This is a genomic window from Zhongshania aliphaticivorans (genome assembly GCF_902705855.1).
GTDB classification, from domain to species: Bacteria; Pseudomonadota; Gammaproteobacteria; order Pseudomonadales; family Spongiibacteraceae; genus Spongiibacter; species Spongiibacter aliphaticivorans_B.
This window is the reverse complement of record NZ_CACSIJ010000011.1, coordinates 98,318-116,552: the sequence shown is the minus strand read 5'-3', so window position 1 is coordinate 116,552 and position 18,235 is coordinate 98,318. Positions and strand designations below refer to the sequence as shown.

Sequence of the window (18,235 nt, the reverse complement as noted above, 5' to 3'; positions counted from 1 at the left end):
AGCCTATAGAGTAAGTGTTCCAAAAAGCCTTCCAAGAAGAGTATTGCGACTATGTCCCTCCCCGAACTTTTGAAAAATCGCCTGCAATTGCCCGCCGTTGCCGCCCCTATGTTCTTGGCATCTGGCCCCGAGCTTGTTATTGAGACTTGTAAATCCGGTATGGTTGGCTCTTTCCCCGCATTAAATCAACGCAGCAGTGAAGGATTTGAAGAGTGGCTCAACACTATCAATGCGTCACTGGCAGAATATGAAAAAGACACCGGCAAAAGGGCCGCGCCGTTTGCCGTAAACTTAATCGTGCACAAAACCAATCCTCGCCTAGAAGCCGACCTCGCTTTATGCGTAAAGCATAAAGTACCAATGATTATTACCTCGCTAGGCGCGGTTAAATCAGTCATCGATGCGATACACGGCTATGGCGGATTAGTATTCCACGATGTCATTAATGCTCGTCACGCTCGCAAAGCAGCAGACGCGGGTGTCGACGGCTTGATCGCCGTTTGTGCCGGCGCGGGCGGTCATGCCGGTAACACTAACCCCTTCGCGCTAGTTGCAGAGATACGGCAATTCTTTGATAAAACGCTTTTATTGGCAGGCGCAATTTCTAAGGGCAGCGATATCGCCGCCGCCCGAATGATGGGAGCCGACCTTGCCTATATGGGCACGCGCTTTATCAACACCCAAGAAAGCCTTGTGCAGCCAGAATATAAGCAAATGATTGTTGATTCTGGCTCTAGTGACATTGTTTATACGCCAAACATTTCTGGCGTGTTCGCCAACTTCCTCAAGCCCAGCATTGTTAACGCCGGACTTGACCCGAATAACTTGGCGCCCAAAACAGACATCGATTTTGGTGAAGAGTTAGAAGTCGATGCCGACCACAAAGACGGCGACAAAGCTGGCGGAGCATGGAAACAAATTTGGTCTGCTGGTCAGGGCGTCGGCGCCATACAGAATATTCCGACCACCGCAGAACTAGTGTCTACGCTGATTAAGGAATATCAGGACGCGGCGACATCCTTTAGCTCGCCAAATTAATTTCTAGCTGAATGACTGCGCGGTGCCCTATTACTGGCACCGCGTATCGCTAGCAATCGCTAAAAATAAAACTTAGCTCTTAGTGACAATCTCAATCTCTAGACGCTTTTGCGCCGTGAGGGAATTACTCACAATACAAATTTTCTCAGCCTTAGCCAGTAAGGTCTCCGCCTTTTGACGTGACGTCTCAGAATCAATGGTCAGCGCGACTTTAGTAACGAGCTCGGTAAATTGCATTGCGCGCTCGACTTTATCCAGCACCCCCTCTGTCGTGCATTGAATTGCCTGCCATTCTAATTTGGCGATAGACGCTACCGTACGAAATGACAACACAAAGCAATTCGCGGCTGCGGCTAACAATAATTCTTCTGGTGACCATTTATCACCAGGGCCATCAAATTGCTTAGGGGCTGCAACTTCCAATACAGATAAATGAGCGGCAGAGACCCGCAAATTATTTTCCGGATTTGCGTCGACCGTAACCGAATAGTGATGAGGTAAAACGTCCATCGAAACTCCTTAATATTAAAATTTAATATACTTGCAGATAACATCAGCTTATTAGTAATTAAGCAAATTAAATAAATATCCACAATCTTCCTTAGAATGCCGAAATGACTATTGAAAAGCCGACTCATGGTGTTGATTTTTATCGTGAAGCTCACGCAAACTGTTTACAGTTTTACGGTCTTTTTATTTCCCCCAACAATGACACTTAGACCCCGTAATGACAGCAACCATATTAGCGCTCACCGATAAGATTTGAACTACCACAAAATGGACAAGGTAAACCACCACATTGAGTACCGACGAGGAATTCGTGCATGAAGCAATTATCCCAGTTTGATTCTATTTTCGTTTACAACGAAACCACTTCAACACCACTGCACATCAGTCCCATACTTATATACGACCCCAGTACTGCGCCCGACGGTATTGTTAGGTTTAAAGATATTCTCGCCAAGTTTAAGGAGCGCATTCACAAATCTCCAGTATTCCGCAGAAAGCTTGTTCGCGTTCCCTTTAACCTAGACAGCCCGTATTGGATTGAAGATAAGAACTTCGATTTAGAGTTCCATATTCGCCACATTGCGCTTCCCCAGCCCGGCGACTGGCGACAGTTTTGCATACTGCTTGCCCGCCTACACAGTCGACCATTGGATTTAAACAGGCCGCCTTGGGAGGCGTATATTATTGAAGGTTTGGACAATATAAACGGCATGCCTTCAGGCTGCTTTGCCATGTACCTTAAAATTCACCACAGCGCGATTGATGGCGCTACCGGCAACCAAATTATAGAAGCACTTCACGACCTAGACCCAAATTCAGTGATCATTACTGACCCAGACAACTGGGAAGGCGAAGAGGAACCCAGCTCTTACACCCTACTTAAAAATGCCTATTTAGGTATGTTCAAGTCGCCCCAAAAAGTGACTCGCTTAGTAAAACAAGTCATCAATTCACGCCGCGAAGAAAACAAAGGCTACGCCGGCAAAGCATTTGAAAATCACGGCGTAAAAGACCGTATACGATTCAATAATACGGTAACGCCACACCGAGTATTCGGTGGACTGCGCATGGAACTCCAAGATTTAAAGCAGATTAAAAATACCGTCGGAGACTGCACATTAAATGACGTATTATTGAGTATTGTTGGCGGTGCGATGCGCAATTACCTGCTAGAAAAGAATGAATTACCAGAAAGCTCACTGGTAGCCGGTGTTCCCATTAGCACCCGAACCAAGGAAAATAGCAACGCAGACGGTGGTAACGAAGTGGCGGGAATGCGCCTGCACTTAAGAACCGACATTGAAGATCCAATTGAACGACTCAAGCTGATCCACAGTGACGCAACCACCACCAAAGCCTATGCCAATGCAGTCGGCGTTGAATTACTATCAACCATCGTAAATTCAATCCCATCTGGTCTAGCTTCGCTCGGTATGCGGGTAGCCGCGAACACAGGGCTGACTAGTAAAACGCCGGTATTTCACACCATCGTCACAAACGTACCGGGGCCGCAGTTTCCCATGTATATGTGTGGAGCCAAAGCCATGACGTGGTTGGGTGCTGGTGCCCCACTAGACGGCGCGGGCTTATTTCACACAGTAAACAGCTATTTTGGAAGCGTATTTCTAACGTTTATTTGTTGTCGCGAAATGATTCCCGACCCTGACTTCTACCATCAATGCATTAATAATGCCTACCGCGATTTGCTGAACGCCGCCGAAGCCTTACGTAAGCCAGTCGCTGACAAAACAAGCTCGACATCAAAAGTTGCACCAAAGAAAAAACCACCCGTTAATAAAGCTGCGAGCAAAGTCAGCGCGACGGCAGATAGCCCAAAATAATTTTGGCCATACTTTAGACACAAGGATTATAAGCACTGTGAATTACTTTAATTTAAGCGGAAAAGTTAGCCTGATCACCGGCGCCTCAAGCGGATTAGGCGTGCACTTTGCCAAGGTATTAGCAAATGAGGGCGCGACGGTTATTCTCGCCGCACGACGCACCGACAAATTGGCCACCGCCGTAGAAGCAATACGTGAGGCCGGCGGCAAGGCCTTTGCTATCCCCATGGACGTATCAAATGCAGAGAGCGTAGAGAAAGCATTCGCAGCCATCCAAAGCGAACATGGCGGTGTGGATGTGCTCGTAAATAACGCCGGTGTCGCCGATGACCCCAAGAAGTTTTTAGATACCACAGAAGAAGACTGGAATTGGGTAATGGAAACCAATCTAACCGGCGCATGGCGAGTTGCGCGGGCGGCCGCTTTGCAAATGAGCAGCAACAATACCGCCGGCAGTATTATCAACATTGGCTCGATCTACGGCCTGCACACCGGCGTCATGAAAGTGGCTTATAACGTCTCCAAAGTTGGCGTGGTTCAGCTTACCAAGTCTATGGCGATGGAGTTATGCCGTAAAAATATTCGCGTCAACGCACTCTGTCCCGGCTGGTTTGTGACCGAAATTAATGACAGCTATTTTTCATCGGAAAGCGGTCTACGTTATATACAGGGTTTCCCCTCCAAGCGCCTCGGGCAAATGGAAGACCTAAGCGTGCCCTTGCTACTCTTAGCCAGCAATTCTGCCGGTGCGTATATGAATGGCACGACACTGACCGTCGATGGCGGCTTAATTGAGTCCCCCATCTAATTAGCATTAAATCCACCACTCTGATCGCAATGAGCACTGACATGACACACGCTAGCGCAGTACGCAGTTTTAATGAACTTATCGCTAAGCACGCCGGTGCTCAGCCAGACAGGAACGCAACAATATTTAATGGCCGTAAAACCAGCTACGGTGAACTCGACAAAATCAGTAACCGACTCGCCAACGCCTTGCTTGATGCCAATATTCGCAAAGGCACGCGGGTCGGCATACTGGCGAAAAACTCTGACACCTACCTACAGCTGCTGTTCGCCTGCGCCAAGGTCGGCGCAGTGACCGTGGGACTAAACTGGCGGCTCGCGCCCGCCGAGCTTAGCTATATTGTCAATGACAGCGATATGGAATTGCTATTTGTTGGCTCTGAGTTTTTTGACACCGCGGAGATCGTCAGCGCCGCCTCACCAAAGCTAAAGCACATTGTCAGCCTCAATAATGCGTATGAACAATGGCCGGCAATAGATGACTGGGCTAGCGACAATGACGCGCTGCCAAGCATTTCTGTTTCCCCCGACGATGCTGCTTTGCAGTTATATACCAGCGGCACCACCGGCCACCCCAAAGGCGTCGTGCTACCCCACAAGGCATTCTTTGATCCCTGGATTTACGACGCCAATCCGCTAATGGCGTGGAATGAAGTAAGCCAAGATGAAGTATGCTTATTGGCGATGCCCTTTTTTCATGTTGGTGGCATCGGACTCTGCTTTATGTCACTTCGCACAGGTTGCAGCGCTGTTATTGTTCCAGAATTCTCGCCGATGGAATTTCTCCGCCTTGTACCTGCGTACAAAGTGACAAGGACCTTTCTCGTTCCCGCTGCGATACGCACTATATTACTACTACCTGCAGCCGCCACTACCGACTGGTCATCATTAAAGCTCGTTATTTATGGCGCGGCGCCAATGCCAGAGGCCTTACTGCTTGATGCACTCAACATTCTCAAATGCGACTTCACCCAGCTATATGGCATGACCGAGGTATGCGGAGCCGTTGTACATTTACCACCACAGGACCATATTGAAGGCAGCCCACGTTTACGCGCTGCGGGAATCCCCATACCGTCAACCCGTATTAAAATTATCGATGGTGCTGGACAGTTGGTAAAACAAGGTGAGGTAGGCGAGATACTACTCAGCAGCCCTGCGGCAATGCATAGCTATTGGAAAAATGCGGACGCTACCGCTAAAACACTGGTTGACGGTTATATTCATACCGGCGACGCGGGCTATCAAGACGAAGACGACTATCTTTATATCTTTGACCGCGTCAAAGACATGATTATTAGCGGCGGCGAGAATATATACCCAATTGAAGTTGAAAACGCGCTATACCATCACGCCGATATTAGCGACGTAGCGGTAATTGGCATTCCCGACGAAAAATGGGGAGAATTAGTGGCCGCCGTAGTCGTCGTTAATGCTGGCTGCACCCCGACTGAAATTGAATTGATAGACTACGCCAAAGCGCAGATCGCCAGCTATAAATGCCCGAAGAAAATTATCTTCACCGAGGAGTTACCTCGCAACGCCTCTGGAAAAATACTAAAGCGCGAGCTAAGAAAGCCATTTTGGGAATCACTAGAGCGCAAAATTTAAACTCAATCATCACACCATTCCCAAGCGCGACACCAGCCCCATTTGACCAATGGCAAAAAATTATCAATTTTTTGCCATTGGTGCAGGCTATCCACACCACATTCAGTCTATAGTATTAACTAAACATATTGCTGTGCGCATGTCTGTCACAATTCAGCAGTAGCGTTATTGATTGATAATAAGCAGAAGTGAAGATGCCTGTATTCTCTAAAAACGTATTAGCCGTCGCTATTTTTAGCAGCTTGATAGCTTGTAGCAATACCGAGATTCGCGACGTAGCGACATTGGATATTCAAGCACCCAGTAGCGAACAGGTCACCGCCCTATTATTGCCAAAGCAAGGCAGTGAAGGCGTAGATGTCAGCATATATCCAGAAGACAATATTCTGGCGATGAACGCTGAAATGCGCTATTTCGTAGAAGAAAACGTACCTGCCGCACTTTCCCCGCGAGCCCGCTTGAGCTATCTGCTCGACAGCATGGTTAGACCGTCGCAACTGGGACTAACATATGACCCCGGCATCACCCTAAACGCCACCGAAACTTTTCAACAAAGAACCGGAAACTGTTTGTCGCTCACGTCTTTATTTATAGCCTTAGCCCGAGAGGCAAAATTAAAGGTTTACTACAATGAGGTCACTATTCCGCCAAGCTGGGACATGGTCAGCGACAATAGCATGGTGTTTTATAAACACATCAATGCTGTTGTGGATTTTGGTGAAGACGGTAAAGAAGTCGTTGACCTAAGCGTGGACAACTATGAGTATCATTACCCCCAGCACAGGGTCACCGAGCAACAAGCAGCAGCCCAGCATTACAATAATCGCGGCGCGGAATACCTTAATCAGGGAAATAATGAAAAAGCAGACTTATATTTTCGGCGCGCGCTATTCTTAGACCCAGACGCTGGGCATATTTGGGGAAATTTAGGCACGCTATTGCGTCGCCAAAAACGTGCGACTGACGCCGAAATTGCTTATCGGCATGCACTAGCTCTCAACCCCAACGACCAAGTTGCCATTAGCAATCTAGGACGCTTCTATCGTGAACAGGGTAACAAAGACGAAGCCCGAAAACTCGAAGACATTGCCGGAAGTTTCCGCAAGAAAAACCCATTCTGGCATTTTAGCCGCGCCAAGGCGGAGTATGAGAAAGGTGATTTTGACGAGGCCTTAAAATTTATTCAACAGGCGATCCGCCTTCAAAAAGATGAATACCGCTTTTATCGATTTGCCTCTTTAATCTATTTCCGTCAAGGAAAATTAGTTCGCGCCCAACAATTTTCCGATAAGGCCAGCAGATTAAAACTCAGCACCAATTAATTATTTTTAATCACAAAAAAGGCGCCTTTCGGCGCCTAATTCAGCAAATCCTTTGCTTATAACATCCGAGTCACTTATCAGTATTTCCAGCTCAAACTTAGACCAACACTTGTGCCAACTTCTTGCTCAAGTATTTTCACATTCGTGCCCGAACTGTTCTTCTGCTCAAATTCACGGCTAGAATCTAGCAGATTCGACAGTTTCACTTTTAATGACAGCGTTTCAGTTGGGTAGTAATTATAGATCAAGTCTAAAGAACCAAATGGCTGCTCAAATGCGTCATCATTACCCGAGGTACCGGCAAAGAAAATGCGTTCACTAGATATGTTATATAACAGTGAGGCACTGTGGCGCTCATCTGGCGAATCATAACCAAGCGATGCATTTACAACGTACTTAGAATGCCCAGTTAAACGACGGTCGGTATTAGTCACTTCGTTATTACTGGTGATCGAAATTTCCGAATCACTTAACGTCACGTTACCCGACAAGAAGAAACCCACAGGCAAGGTTTTTAAACCCTCAAACTCCACACCGTACACTTCACCGGAATCACCGTTTATATAACGCAAAACGGTATCGTCATCAGAACCCGCGCCTTCAACCTGTTCGATAGGCAGATCTAAGTCTTTATAGAACAGTGACACAGTAAAATTGTCGCCGCCTTCATAGTAAAATTCACCGCGTAAATCAAAGTTACGGATATCCGTGGACTTCAACGCTGGGTTACCGAAAACGCGCACACTTAACTCTGGATCGATATAGGCAACGTCTGCGAGTTCACGTAAATCAGGGCGAACAACGGTGTCGCTGACACTAAAGCGAACTTGAAACTCTTCAGCCCCAATCAAACCCAGACCTGAATAGGTAAGCGCAAAGCTCGAATAGATATCATCATTCTGGAAGGCAAATGTTTGATTTGGATCCTGAAGCTGATTAATCAATTGCTGATTAAAGACACCGGTATAGTCGAGCAAGTTAACAGGCAATACCGCTTGCTGATATTCTTCCCAGCGCGCACCTACCGTCAAACGCCACTCTTCTGTCATACGAAAATCTAGACCACCGTATACCGCAGAAATTTTCTGCGCAGCTACATAACTTTCGTTACCAAAGCCAGAGCCCATCGAAATATCAAAAACATTATTCAAGTCGTTGATTCGATCATCGGTAAATACTGTTTGTGGTGTACCAACCGTTGCATTGGTGCCCACGTTAGCGGTGTAACCATAATATTCCCGTGATTTTTCAGAATTCCACCAACCACCGGAAACCGTTAGCTCACGGCCATCGATATCGATTGGCAATTCCGCTCGTCCGCCCCAGCTTTCCACATTATCTTCTAGCGACAAAAAGGCAAACTGGCCGGCGGTAGATGATTGTGAAATAAAGGGAGTCTCTGGTGATGTCGTTCTATCGATGGAGCCAGAGAATGTTGTTGCATTTGGAATGTCTGTGGTCGCTTGCGCGTCAGAGTAAAACCAATCAAAGCTCAGCATTTCTAACGCTGCTATAGGGGAAAACTCACCCAAGCGATGCTTGCCAGACAATTGAGTTAATTCCAATTCACGCTCTTCTAAACGCGTCACATAGTCCACATCCGGACGATTCTCCGACGCGGGGTTGTTGTTGCTAAACCCTGTTGTTATACGAGCTTCGTCCGCGTCATTTTGAATCAGATAGTGGCTAAGCTGTAAGGTATTGTCGTTTGCGTATTCTGCACCCAATACAATCGCCAAGGTTGTGCGTTCTTCGTAAACGGTTCTGTCCACATTCGAAAAACTGTCATTCGGGCTACCGATACTACGCTTAACTTGGCTTTTATTGCGGTATTTTTCGTCGTAAGCGCCGCTTATAGAGGCACCTAAAACAAGGTCATCACTGACATCCCAAGCATTTCCAAGATCGACTTTAATATCACGATCTGGATCAAGACTAGCTTTTTTAATCGCTACATTGCGATTCAGCGAGCGAATTAAGTTGCGTTGAATTTGCTCAGCCTCGTCGCGAGAAATGCCATTTCCGGCGTCGTTTTCAACGTCAAGAATATTGCTTTGTGACAAATCCCCTTTGTAGCGATCAATCGCACCAGACAATGCCTTGGGCATTGATCCACCACTACTCGCGTAGGTCAGGCCATTATCACTTTCGGTATTCAATCCAGTGCCAATACTTACCGAAGCCACTGGCCCACTGGGAACACTGCGTGTACGAATATCAATTGCACCACCACCAAAGTTAGCAGGCAATTCAGGGCCCCACGATTTTTGCACCTTTAGTGATTCAACAATACTCGAGGGAAACAAATCTAGAGGAATTACACTACGCGCCAAATCTGGTGAAGGCACTGCCGCGCCGTTAACAGTCACGTTGCTGTAACGCTCGCCAAGGCCTCGAATATAAATAAATTTATTGTCTACTAGCGTCACGCCGGTAACACGGCGCAGCGCAGCGCCAATGGTACTATCGCCAGCGCGAGAGATGGCTTCAAAGCCAAGAAAGTCTGCAGAATAAGGTAATTCTAGACGCTCGTCAGTTAACGAGGCCGCTACACTTTGTAGCCGACCGACCACAACCACTTCTTCTAGTGCGATGGGGCGGAACTGGTCGCTGTCATCTGGCGCGCCGTTCTGGGCTATTGCGGAGCTCATAAGCCCGCTGCTTGCCAGCGCTACGGCTATTGGAAGCTGCTTTCGCGCAAATCGTTTAGTTAGCATAATCATAATCCTAAGTGCTCAGGAAAATGCTCTCACGAACGGAGAGCGTTCTAGCGCTGTTACTGACGGGCCGGAGCCCGTCTTTCCTGTTTTACAGGGTGTTGCCGTATAACTTAGGGATTAAGTGGAGCGCTTAAACCTACAGTCCAACCAGCCAACCAGTCATCGCTTGCGCTGGCGCCGCCCAGGTAGCTAGGCTTTTTGAAGTATGAGTTCACTGCAGATACGTCTGTTAGATCGGCAGCTTGATTAAACGCTGGCGTTCCATCTGCCTTGGTGATAGTTGCTGCAGTCTTATATCCGCGAGTACCAACGCCACCTACGATCAGGCTTTGTGCTGGAATATCTGTACCAGTAAGCACTACGTTCTTGTCGTTATCATTCGCAGGAGTATCCGCATTCACACCACCGCCGTTCAACCAGTTTGCTAGATCAAACGAGCCTTTTGTCGCGTCACCGCTCACTTTCAATGGCTCGCTACACGCGATCAAGTTACTGCTCGCTTTACTCACTTTAGCTTGTGCAGCGTCGATAGTTTGTGGACCTTCAGTATCATCCAACTCAACACACTCATTACTCGCCATATCTACTGCGTTAGACGTTACGATTGAGTTGTACATTTGGAAGAAGGCACCTTCGCGGAATAATGGGCCTTCCGAGTCGCCTTTAGAGGTCGCGTTAATACCGCCGTTTTGATCAATATTCGAGGTGATACAAGTCATGTTCGAAATGATCAGATTAGTTGTTGGCGTAATACCATCGCCACGACCTTCACCGGTGTTATCGCCTTCGATACAGCGGTTAGAACCTGAGGTGTGAACAACCACAGCATATTGGATCATGCCGTTGTAGCCTTCAGAGTAATCGATTGAATCGTCACCTACATTCACAGCCACTAAGTGATCTGCATTTGCCGCGCCACCAAAGAATTCAAAACCATCATCTTTAGATGTGTACGCTTGAAGATAACTTAGGGTCGTGCCGCTACCAACGCCATTAAAGGTAAAGGCATTCAGCTCATTACCGTCAACAACTTCGAAACCAGCGTGTTTAACAACAACATATTTCATGACACCTGAGCTTTCAGCGTTGTTATTGCCACCGTAAGTTGCAGGCTGACCTTCCGCTTCTTGGTGACAGTTATGCGGATTATTTGCAGTTGCTGTAAAGTCGCTAACTGAACCAGTACCTGAGCCAGTTGCAGTACCGTCATGACACTTGTTAGTCATGCCGTTACCGTTAATTTGCAAACCACCCCATAAGCCGCGATCGTCTTCAGTTGCAAAGCCGTCAATATCTTCATCAGCTGTAAAAATGATTGGCGCAGTTGCCGTACCATTTGCAAATATCTGTGAGCCACGAGTTATGCGCACATAGCTATTTTCGTTTTTAAACACCATCGTCACGCCAGCTTCGATATTCAGCTTGGTACCTTGGCCTTGTTGTAAAACAGGTGTACCTGACGCTGCAGCTTGGCCGTCAACGTCTGCACCTATAAACAAGCTTCCATCAAACTCGTGCACACCAGCAATGGCAGAAAAAGTAACTTGGCTAGCAGTGATAGGGTTGTTTGCACTAACAAAGGAACTGCTATATGAGCAGTTTCCAGATGAAAACGCACCTTGGACAGTAGAGCCGTTTTTAACATACGACGCGCAAGGGTTATTAGTGCCGCCGCCATTACCACCACTAGAACCACCGGTGCTGTTATCTACAGTTGTTGGGTTTAGATTAATATCGCCACCACCACAAGCTGCCAGTAATAAGGCAGATGACATTGCTGTCAGTGCAAAAAGCTTTTTCATAATTAACTATCTCCGAAACCAACTCTAAGGATTTACCAGGATTGAATTTATGTAGCGTATGGTAGGGAGACTTAGTGACAGATATGTGAATAGTATGTTTCAGTTGTGTGACAACTGCGAAAAATTGAAACGAATCCTTCTTCACATTTAGCGGAAAACTAGAAATATCTCACAGATAAATTAGCTCCGTCTTACAATGCAAGAGTTCGCATTGCGATTGGTACGGCGGGAACAGAAACAAAAATGCCGCTGAAAACAGCGGCATTTTTTATAAGGGCTTAATGAAATTAGCCGAAGGGGTGACGCAATACGATGGTTTCTACCCGATCAGGACCGGTAGAAATTATATCGATGGGCACACCAACTATTTCTTCAATACGACGAATATAAGCACGCGCATTTTCTGGTAGCTCGTCTAATGATTTTGCACCCACGGTAGATTCTGACCAACCAGCCATATCTTCGTAGATTGGCGTGATGGTGTCGTAATCTTCACAGTCAAACGGCGCAGCAATCGACTCGCCTGCTGGATTTTTATAATCGACACAAATACGCACGGTATCTAAGCCATCAAGTACGTCGAGCTTTGTAAGGCACAGCCCAGTCACGCTATTGATTCGCACCGCTTGGCGCAAGCCAACGCCATCAAACCAACCGCAGCGGCGTGGACGACCCGTAGTGGCACCAAATTCATGCCCTTTTTTAGCGAGATACGCACCGGTGTCATCGAATAATTCCGTTGGGAATGGACCACTTCCAACGCGGGTTGTGTAAGCCTTGGTAATACCCAATACATAATCTAAATACAAAGGGCCAAAACCGCTGCCCGTTGCGGTACCGCCTGCAGTGGTATTAGAAGAGGTTACAAAGGGATAAGTACCGTGATCGATATCCAGTAGAGAACCTTGCGCACCTTCAAAGAGAATGTTCGCACCCTCTTCACGGTATTTATGCAAAACGCTGGTTACGTCAGTCACCATCGAACGCATTTCTTCTGCCATACGCAGCGCGTCATCAAGGGTCTTCTGGTAGTCAACCGCTTCAACTTTATAATAAGAGGTAAGCATAAAGTTGTGATATTCCATCACTTCTTTAAGTTTTACCGCAAAGCGCTCTGCATTATATAAATCACCTAAACGCAAGCCGCGACGTGCCACCTTGTCTTCATAGGCGGGGCCAATGCCACGGCCAGTCGTACCAATTTTTGCTTCACCACGCGCAAGTTCACGCGCTTGGTCTAATGCAACATGGTAGGGAAGAATTAGCGGGCAGGCTGGACTTAAGCGCAAACGCTCACGTACAGGAACGCCTTTGGCTTCAAGCTGCCCCATTTCTTTTAGTAATGCGTCTGGCGCCAACACCACACCATTGCCAATCAAACAGGTTACGCCTTCGCGTAATATGCCCGACGGAATTAAATGCAATACCGTTTTTTCGCCGCCGATAACCAAGGTGTGACCCGCATTGTGGCCACCTTGAAAGCGGGCAACTGCGGTCGCCTGATCTGTAAGTAAATCGACGATCTTGCCTTTGCCTTCGTCGCCCCACTGGGTGCCTAGCACCACTACATTCTTGCTCATATCCGCTTCTCTGGATAAAGGTTAATACACTGACTCGCAACCACCGAGCCTAATTAATTCAGCGATACCACAGACCACTGTTCTTCCTCTTTACGAATTATCCGGTTGCAAGCTGCATCGGCATCCTGCCCCGGTAAACCGCAAATCACCTTTTCACCAGACTCGCGCAAAGTCTGTACAAACTGCCATTGCGCAGGGCTTGGATCATAAGGAGCGAATATCGCTGCAACCTCAGTAACCGGCGGCAGCAAACCCAGAAGGGCTTTTAAATCTATACTGAATCCCGTAGCAGGACGAGCGCGACCAAACACTTCGCCGATATCATCGTAACGGCCACCCGATGCGAGCGCCTGACCGTGCTCCCGCACCAGAGCCGAAAACACAACTCCGGTGTGGTAGTGATAACCACGCAGTTCTGCAAGATCAAAATAGAACTGCAAATCTGGAATGCGCTGCGCCAAGGCTTCGGTTAACTGCTCTAAACTAGCAATCGCCCCGATGGCGTCTGGAATATCAGCAAAAACTTGTCGGCCTTTGGCCAAAACATCATTTCCGCCGTGTAATTCGTTTAATGCCAAGAGCTGCTCGGCGACCTTATCAGTGGCATTAAGGGCCGCTACAAATTCACGCAACTCGGTCTTAGCCTTGCGCTGCAAAATATCGAAATAGCGGGCTTCTTGTTCGTCATTCAGCGCCGCGGCCTTAATCACTGCACGGTAGATACCCACGTGACCAGTGTCCAAGGTAATACCGTCAAGCCCAGCAACCCTGAGGGTTTCTAGCATCAAACAAATAATTTCTAAATCACTGGCTGGGCTGTTATCGCCGTATAACTCCGCACCCAATTGAATGGGGGAGCGCGATGCCAATGGCTTTTTCGGTTTGCTATGTAACACACTGCCGGCATAGCACAATCTAACTGGGCCTTCGCGCCCTAAACTATGTGCGTCTATGCGTGCGGCTTGCGGCGTAATATCTGCACGTAAGCCCATCATTCTGCCGGTGAGTTGATCAGTTACCCGAAAGGTCAGCAAATCAATATCGCTACCCAAACCCACTAATAAAGATTCTGTGTATTCCAGCATAGGCGGAATCACCAACTCATAACCCCAGCGTTTATAGAGGTCTAAAAGTTGCCGACGCAGTGCTTCGACCTGAGCCGCTTGAGCGGGCAACAGTTCTTCAACACCGTCCGGAAGTAACCAACGATCTACCGAAGTCATACGCGATTTTTGCTCTCTTGATCAGCTATCAGACTTTATCGCAGCAAACTCAACATTATGAGGCCCGATAACATACTTATTAAACCGGCAATGCGGACAGTTCGACTATCCATATCTGCCATTCGGTATGCAAACAACCGCCAGCGTTCTGGACTCAGAAACGGCAGCACACCTTCAATAATAAGTACCAGACTGAGAGCCACTGACAGTTCCTGCCACATGCGCTTTGCCTGCCACAAACATAAAAAATCCGCGCTGCCCAAAGACGTTTCGGTCTCGGATCAGCCCGGATCTGTGAATGATACCATACTCCCCGCAGTAGCGAGGAGTATAAGGACAATTATCGCTTAGCCGCACCCTGTTTCAGGTAACGGAAAAACTCACTTTTGCTATCAACAACCAGCAAATCACCTTTATTGTTAAAGGATGCTCGATAAGCCTCCAAGCTGCGAACAAAGGCATAGAACTCTGGATCAGCACTATAAGCTGCCGCGTAAGTACGGGCCGCCAAAGCGTCGCCCTCACCACGTAGTACCTGTGCATCACGATAGGCATTTGCGCCAATAACGGTGCGTTGACGATCAGCGGTAGCACGAATTTTCTCTGCCAATTCACGACCTGTCGAACGGTGTTCGCGTGCTTCACGCTCACGCTCAGACTTCATCCGATCAAACACGGACTGACTAACCTGTGACGGCAAATCAATACGCTTAACGCGGACATCAACCAACTGAATACCGAATTCGCTAGTGGTGATCTCATTGAGATCACGGGTCAAATCCGTCATCAACAGATCACGCTCGCCCGACACGACTTCGTGGAAGGTGCGCTCACCAAATTTGTTACGCAAACCAGTGTTGATACGCTGCGCCAACAAGCCTTCTGCTCGAACTTCTTCACCGTTAGTCGCGGTGTAGAATTTCTGGGTATCGATGACACGCCACTTCGCGTAGAAGTCCACATCCAGTGGTTTTTTCTCAATAGTCAGAAAACGCTGAGTTGGCGCATCCAAGGTCAGAATACGACGCTCAAATTTACGCACCATGTGCACAAACGGCGTCTTAATATGTAGACCCACACTAATATCAGGATCTACTACTTCACCAAACTTGAGCAACACTCCGCGCTCAGTTTCACGTACGATGTATAAAGCATTAAACGCAAGTACAAGCGCACCTAACAATAAAATTACGACAGTAAAAGAACGATTACCCATCTTAACGGCCCTCCCTGCGGGTGGTCTGCGTGTCGCGGCGCAACTGCTCAACCACTTTATCGGTCAAAGCGCGAATATCGACTTCTTCTTGCGAACCCTTGCGGACAGTAGCGGATTTCTCCATCAATTTATCTATCGGCAAATACATCATATTGTTGCCACCATCCACATCCACCATTACTTTGGTTGCGTCGGTGTATAGAGTTTCTAAGGCGTCAATATACAGACGCTCACGCGTAACCGCGGGCGCCTTGCGATATTCGGTATACAAGTTTGCAAAACGTTGCGCCTCACCATCGGCTCTAGCCACAACTTGCTCTTTATATGCTTGCGCCTCTTCTAATTGACGCTGAGCGGCACCACGAGCTTCTGGAATAATGCCATTTGCATAGGCTTCAGCTTCGTTCTTTAAACGCTCGCGGTCTTCTTTAGCACGGGTTACGTCATCAAACGCATCCTGTACTTGAGACGGCGCTTGTGCATCTTCGATATTGACTTTGGCGACCAAAATACCGCTTTGGTAGGTATCCAAATAGTCCTGCAAACGCTGCTGAGTATCCACAGCGATTTGCTCACGACCTTCAGTAATAACCTGATCCATTTTTGAGCTACCAACAACATGGCGTAAGGCACTTTCTAAGGCGTGCTCCAAGCTCAGCTCAGGGCTTTTCACTTTAAGTAAAAAGTTAGCCGGATCAGCAACCGTGTATTGAACAGACAGCGCAACATCAACGATATTCTCGTCTTCGGTCAGCATCTGGCCACGACTGGCAACACCACGTACTTTAGTGACGTTGATTTTGTTAACTTCGTCCATTAGCGGCGGATTCCAACGTAAACCTGGCATCACTGTTTCGCTATAGACACCAAGCCGTAAAACCACCGCGCGCTCTTGCTGGTCAACCTGATAAAACCCAAACAAGCCCCACACAACAACAGCTAACACGCCAATAACAACTAGCGTGCTGGCACCGATTTTTACATCGCCACCATTACTTCCACCGGACTTTTTGCCTCCGCCGAAAATACTGTTGAGTTTCTCCTGAAGCTTTTTAAGCGCTTCATCCAAATCTGGCGGCCCTTGGTTTTTACCACCCCAAGGATCGTTATCTTTGCCACCACCCGGCTCATTCCAAGCCATAGCCCTCTCCTATGTTATCGTATTGTTTCGCTATGTAATCATCACGACCATATTGGCCATCGCATTAAAATCAGCGATCCAACGACTTATTGTCCGGCGGGCAGTCTAGCAGAATTCTTCCTGCGTGCTAACCGGACGCGTTGAGTGTAAAGACACCTCACTTACTGACTCGTTTGACAAAAATCGCTGCCAATCAGCTTCTAATAGACGCAAATTCAAATTCTGCGAGCCATCATCATTTAACTGTTCGTCCATCACGGCCCCTAGACCGTACAGCAACGCCCGCAGACGCCCCTGTCCAGCGGTCAAGGTAATCGTGGTTTCGCAAATTTCGTTACCCAGAATTTCACTCAAGGCTTGGTAAAAAAGTGGCAAACCTCGCGAATCGCGAGCAGACAGCCACACTCTAATCGGCCTACCCTGATCATTGCGCTCGATTCGCGGCTCAACGTCAATCAGATCCGTTTTGTTGTAGACCTCTAGCAGCGGAATATCACCCGCGCCAATTTCGGCCAAGACCTTTAATACCTGCTTAATATTGTCTTGCCGTTCAGGATCAGCGCAATCCACAACGTGAATGAGCAAATCTGCTATTGCCGCTTCTTCCAGTGTTGCCCGAAACGCCTCAACTAGTTTATGGGGGAGGTGACGGATAAATCCAACCGTGTCGGCCAAAATAACGGGGCCAACATCGCCCACAGGAATACGTCGCACCGTGGGATCGAGGGTCGCAAACAACTGATCTGCCGCGTACACCTCAGATGTCGTTAACACATTAAACAGCGTCGACTTTCCCGCATTGGTGTAGCCCACCAAAGACAAGGCTGGAATCTCTGCACGCCGACGCGCTCTCCGCGCCTGCTCACGCTGTTTGCGAACTTTTTGCAAACGTCCTTGAATACTTGTGATGCGCGCACGTAATAAGCGGCGGTCGGTTTCCAGCTGGCTCTCACCCGGCCCCCGCAAACCAATACCCCCCTTCTGACGCTCAAGATGCGTCCACCCCCGCACTAGGCGAGTAGACATATGCTGCAATTGGGCAAGCTCAACCTGCAATTTACCCTCGTGGGTATTCGCACGCTGCGCAAAAATATCGAGAATCAAACCAGTACGATCAAGCACGCGACACTGTAGTTCGCGTTCAATATTGCGTTCCTGACTAGGAGAAAGGGCGTGATTAAATAGCACTATCTCGCCTTCGTTGGCGATTAGCGCTTCACGGATTTCTTCAAGTTTGCCAGTACCAACGAATAAACGGGCATCCGGCCGCTTTCGCGAACCAGTTATGAAAGCAACTGGGTCCCCCCCTGCAGAGGTCACCAGTTGCACAAATTCGTTGGAATCTTCGCGCTCGTCTTCACTGTGAAAATCCAGATGGACGAGAATTGCACGCTCACCGGAGTTAGGTCTTTCAAATAGCAAGG

The 18,235-nt window shown here is 48.0% G+C and carries 14 protein-coding genes; 5 read left to right on the top strand and 9 right to left on the bottom strand.

The window, feature by feature from the left end; translation table 11 throughout:
• Positions 1-51 precede the first annotated feature (51 nt).
• The gene (locus GVJ32_RS04950; RefSeq protein ID WP_159238951.1) at positions 52-1,038 is read left to right on the top strand and encodes an NAD(P)H-dependent flavin oxidoreductase; all 987 of its coding nucleotides are present in this window, start codon (positions 52-54) and stop codon (positions 1,036-1,038) included.
• A gap of 72 nt (positions 1,039-1,110) precedes the next feature.
• Here the strand turns inward: GVJ32_RS04950 and GVJ32_RS04945 are convergent, their stop codons facing one another.
• Entirely contained in the window at positions 1,111-1,548 is a 438-nt protein-coding gene (locus GVJ32_RS04945) for an OsmC family protein (RefSeq protein ID WP_159238950.1), read from the bottom strand.
• 314 nt (positions 1,549-1,862) lie between these two features.
• Between GVJ32_RS04945 and GVJ32_RS04940 the strand changes: the two genes are divergently transcribed.
• The 4 genes from GVJ32_RS04940 to GVJ32_RS04925 all read left to right on the top strand — a co-directional run bounded on the left by GVJ32_RS04940 (position 1,863) and on the right by GVJ32_RS04925 (position 7,129).
• Positions 1,863-3,389 (top strand): WS/DGAT/MGAT family O-acyltransferase, encoded by a 1,527-nt coding sequence (locus GVJ32_RS04940; RefSeq protein ID WP_159238949.1) that lies wholly within the window; start codon positions 1,863-1,865, stop codon positions 3,387-3,389.
• A gap of 37 nt (positions 3,390-3,426) precedes the next feature.
• On the top strand, positions 3,427-4,197 hold the full coding sequence (locus GVJ32_RS04935; RefSeq protein ID WP_159238948.1) for an SDR family NAD(P)-dependent oxidoreductase: 771 nt from the start codon (positions 3,427-3,429) through the stop codon (positions 4,195-4,197).
• Between the two features lie 41 nt (positions 4,198-4,238).
• Positions 4,239-5,807: a long-chain-fatty-acid--CoA ligase gene (locus tag GVJ32_RS04930; RefSeq protein ID WP_159238947.1), complete on the top strand. Its 1,569-nt coding sequence runs from the start codon at positions 4,239-4,241 to the stop codon at positions 5,805-5,807.
• A gap of 194 nt (positions 5,808-6,001) precedes the next feature.
• A complete protein-coding gene (locus GVJ32_RS04925) occupies positions 6,002-7,129 on the top strand; it encodes a tetratricopeptide repeat protein (RefSeq protein ID WP_159238946.1) in 1,128 nt (375 codons plus the stop codon).
• Between the two features lie 77 nt (positions 7,130-7,206).
• On the opposite strand, the gene GVJ32_RS04920 is transcribed toward GVJ32_RS04925, so the two are convergent.
• The 8 genes from GVJ32_RS04920 to hflX all read right to left on the bottom strand — a co-directional run bounded on the left by GVJ32_RS04920 (position 7,207) and on the right by hflX (position 18,233).
• Positions 7,207-9,780 (bottom strand): TonB-dependent receptor domain-containing protein, encoded by a 2,574-nt coding sequence (locus GVJ32_RS04920; protein WP_235035041.1) that lies wholly within the window; start codon positions 9,778-9,780, stop codon positions 7,207-7,209.
• 179 nt (positions 9,781-9,959) lie between these two features.
• Positions 9,960-11,651, bottom strand: a complete 1,692-nt coding sequence (locus tag GVJ32_RS04915) for a hypothetical protein (RefSeq protein ID WP_159238944.1) — start codon at positions 11,649-11,651, stop codon at positions 9,960-9,962.
• A gap of 287 nt (positions 11,652-11,938) precedes the next feature.
• On the bottom strand, positions 11,939-13,231 hold the full coding sequence (locus tag GVJ32_RS04910) for an adenylosuccinate synthase (RefSeq protein WP_159238943.1): 1,293 nt from the start codon (positions 13,229-13,231) through the stop codon (positions 11,939-11,941).
• A gap of 53 nt (positions 13,232-13,284) precedes the next feature.
• Entirely contained in the window at positions 13,285-14,454 is a 1,170-nt protein-coding gene (locus GVJ32_RS04905) for an ATP phosphoribosyltransferase regulatory subunit (RefSeq protein ID WP_159238942.1), read from the bottom strand.
• Positions 14,455-14,489: 35 nt separating this feature from the next.
• Positions 14,490-14,675: a DUF2065 domain-containing protein gene (locus GVJ32_RS04900; RefSeq protein ID WP_159238941.1), complete on the bottom strand. Its 186-nt coding sequence runs from the start codon at positions 14,673-14,675 to the stop codon at positions 14,490-14,492.
• A gap of 119 nt (positions 14,676-14,794) precedes the next feature.
• On the bottom strand, positions 14,795-15,670 hold the full coding sequence (hflC, locus tag GVJ32_RS04895; RefSeq protein WP_159238940.1) for a protease modulator HflC: 876 nt from the start codon (positions 15,668-15,670) through the stop codon (positions 14,795-14,797).
• 1 nt (position 15,671) lies between these two features.
• The gene (hflK, locus tag GVJ32_RS04890; RefSeq protein ID WP_159238939.1) at positions 15,672-16,811 is read right to left on the bottom strand and encodes an FtsH protease activity modulator HflK; all 1,140 of its coding nucleotides are present in this window, start codon (positions 16,809-16,811) and stop codon (positions 15,672-15,674) included.
• Between the two features lie 105 nt (positions 16,812-16,916).
• Positions 16,917-18,233, bottom strand: coding sequence for a ribosome rescue GTPase HflX (gene hflX, locus GVJ32_RS04885; protein ID WP_159238938.1), 1,317 nt, complete (start codon positions 18,231-18,233; stop codon positions 16,917-16,919).
• Positions 18,234-18,235: the final 2 nt, after the last annotated feature.

What these genes read in the sequence shown, in the direction of transcription:
- GVJ32_RS04950 (WP_159238951.1), top strand. Translation starts at nt 52, where the DNA reads ATGTCCCTCCCCGAACTTTTGAAAAATCGCCTGCAATTGCCCGCCGTT.
- GVJ32_RS04945 (WP_159238950.1), bottom strand. Translation starts at nt 1,548, where the DNA reads ATGGACGTTTTACCTCATCACTATTCGGTTACGGTCGACGCAAATCCG.
- GVJ32_RS04940 (WP_159238949.1), top strand. Translation starts at nt 1,863, where the DNA reads ATGAAGCAATTATCCCAGTTTGATTCTATTTTCGTTTACAACGAAACC.
- GVJ32_RS04930 (WP_159238947.1), top strand. Translation starts at nt 4,239, where the DNA reads ATGACACACGCTAGCGCAGTACGCAGTTTTAATGAACTTATCGCTAAG.
- GVJ32_RS04925 (WP_159238946.1), top strand. Translation starts at nt 6,002, where the DNA reads ATGCCTGTATTCTCTAAAAACGTATTAGCCGTCGCTATTTTTAGCAGC.
- GVJ32_RS04920 (WP_235035041.1), bottom strand. Translation starts at nt 9,780, where the DNA reads ATGAGCTCCGCAATAGCCCAGAACGGCGCGCCAGATGACAGCGACCAG.
- GVJ32_RS04915 (WP_159238944.1), bottom strand. Translation starts at nt 11,651, where the DNA reads ATGAAAAAGCTTTTTGCACTGACAGCAATGTCATCTGCCTTATTACTG.
- GVJ32_RS04910 (WP_159238943.1), bottom strand. Translation starts at nt 13,231, where the DNA reads ATGAGCAAGAATGTAGTGGTGCTAGGCACCCAGTGGGGCGACGAAGGC.
- GVJ32_RS04905 (WP_159238942.1), bottom strand. Translation starts at nt 14,454, where the DNA reads ATGACTTCGGTAGATCGTTGGTTACTTCCGGACGGTGTTGAAGAACTG.
- GVJ32_RS04900 (WP_159238941.1), bottom strand. Translation starts at nt 14,675, where the DNA reads ATGTGGCAGGAACTGTCAGTGGCTCTCAGTCTGGTACTTATTATTGAA.
- hflC (WP_159238940.1), bottom strand. Translation starts at nt 15,670, where the DNA reads ATGGGTAATCGTTCTTTTACTGTCGTAATTTTATTGTTAGGTGCGCTT.
- hflK (WP_159238939.1), bottom strand. Translation starts at nt 16,811, where the DNA reads ATGGCTTGGAATGAGCCGGGTGGTGGCAAAGATAACGATCCTTGGGGT.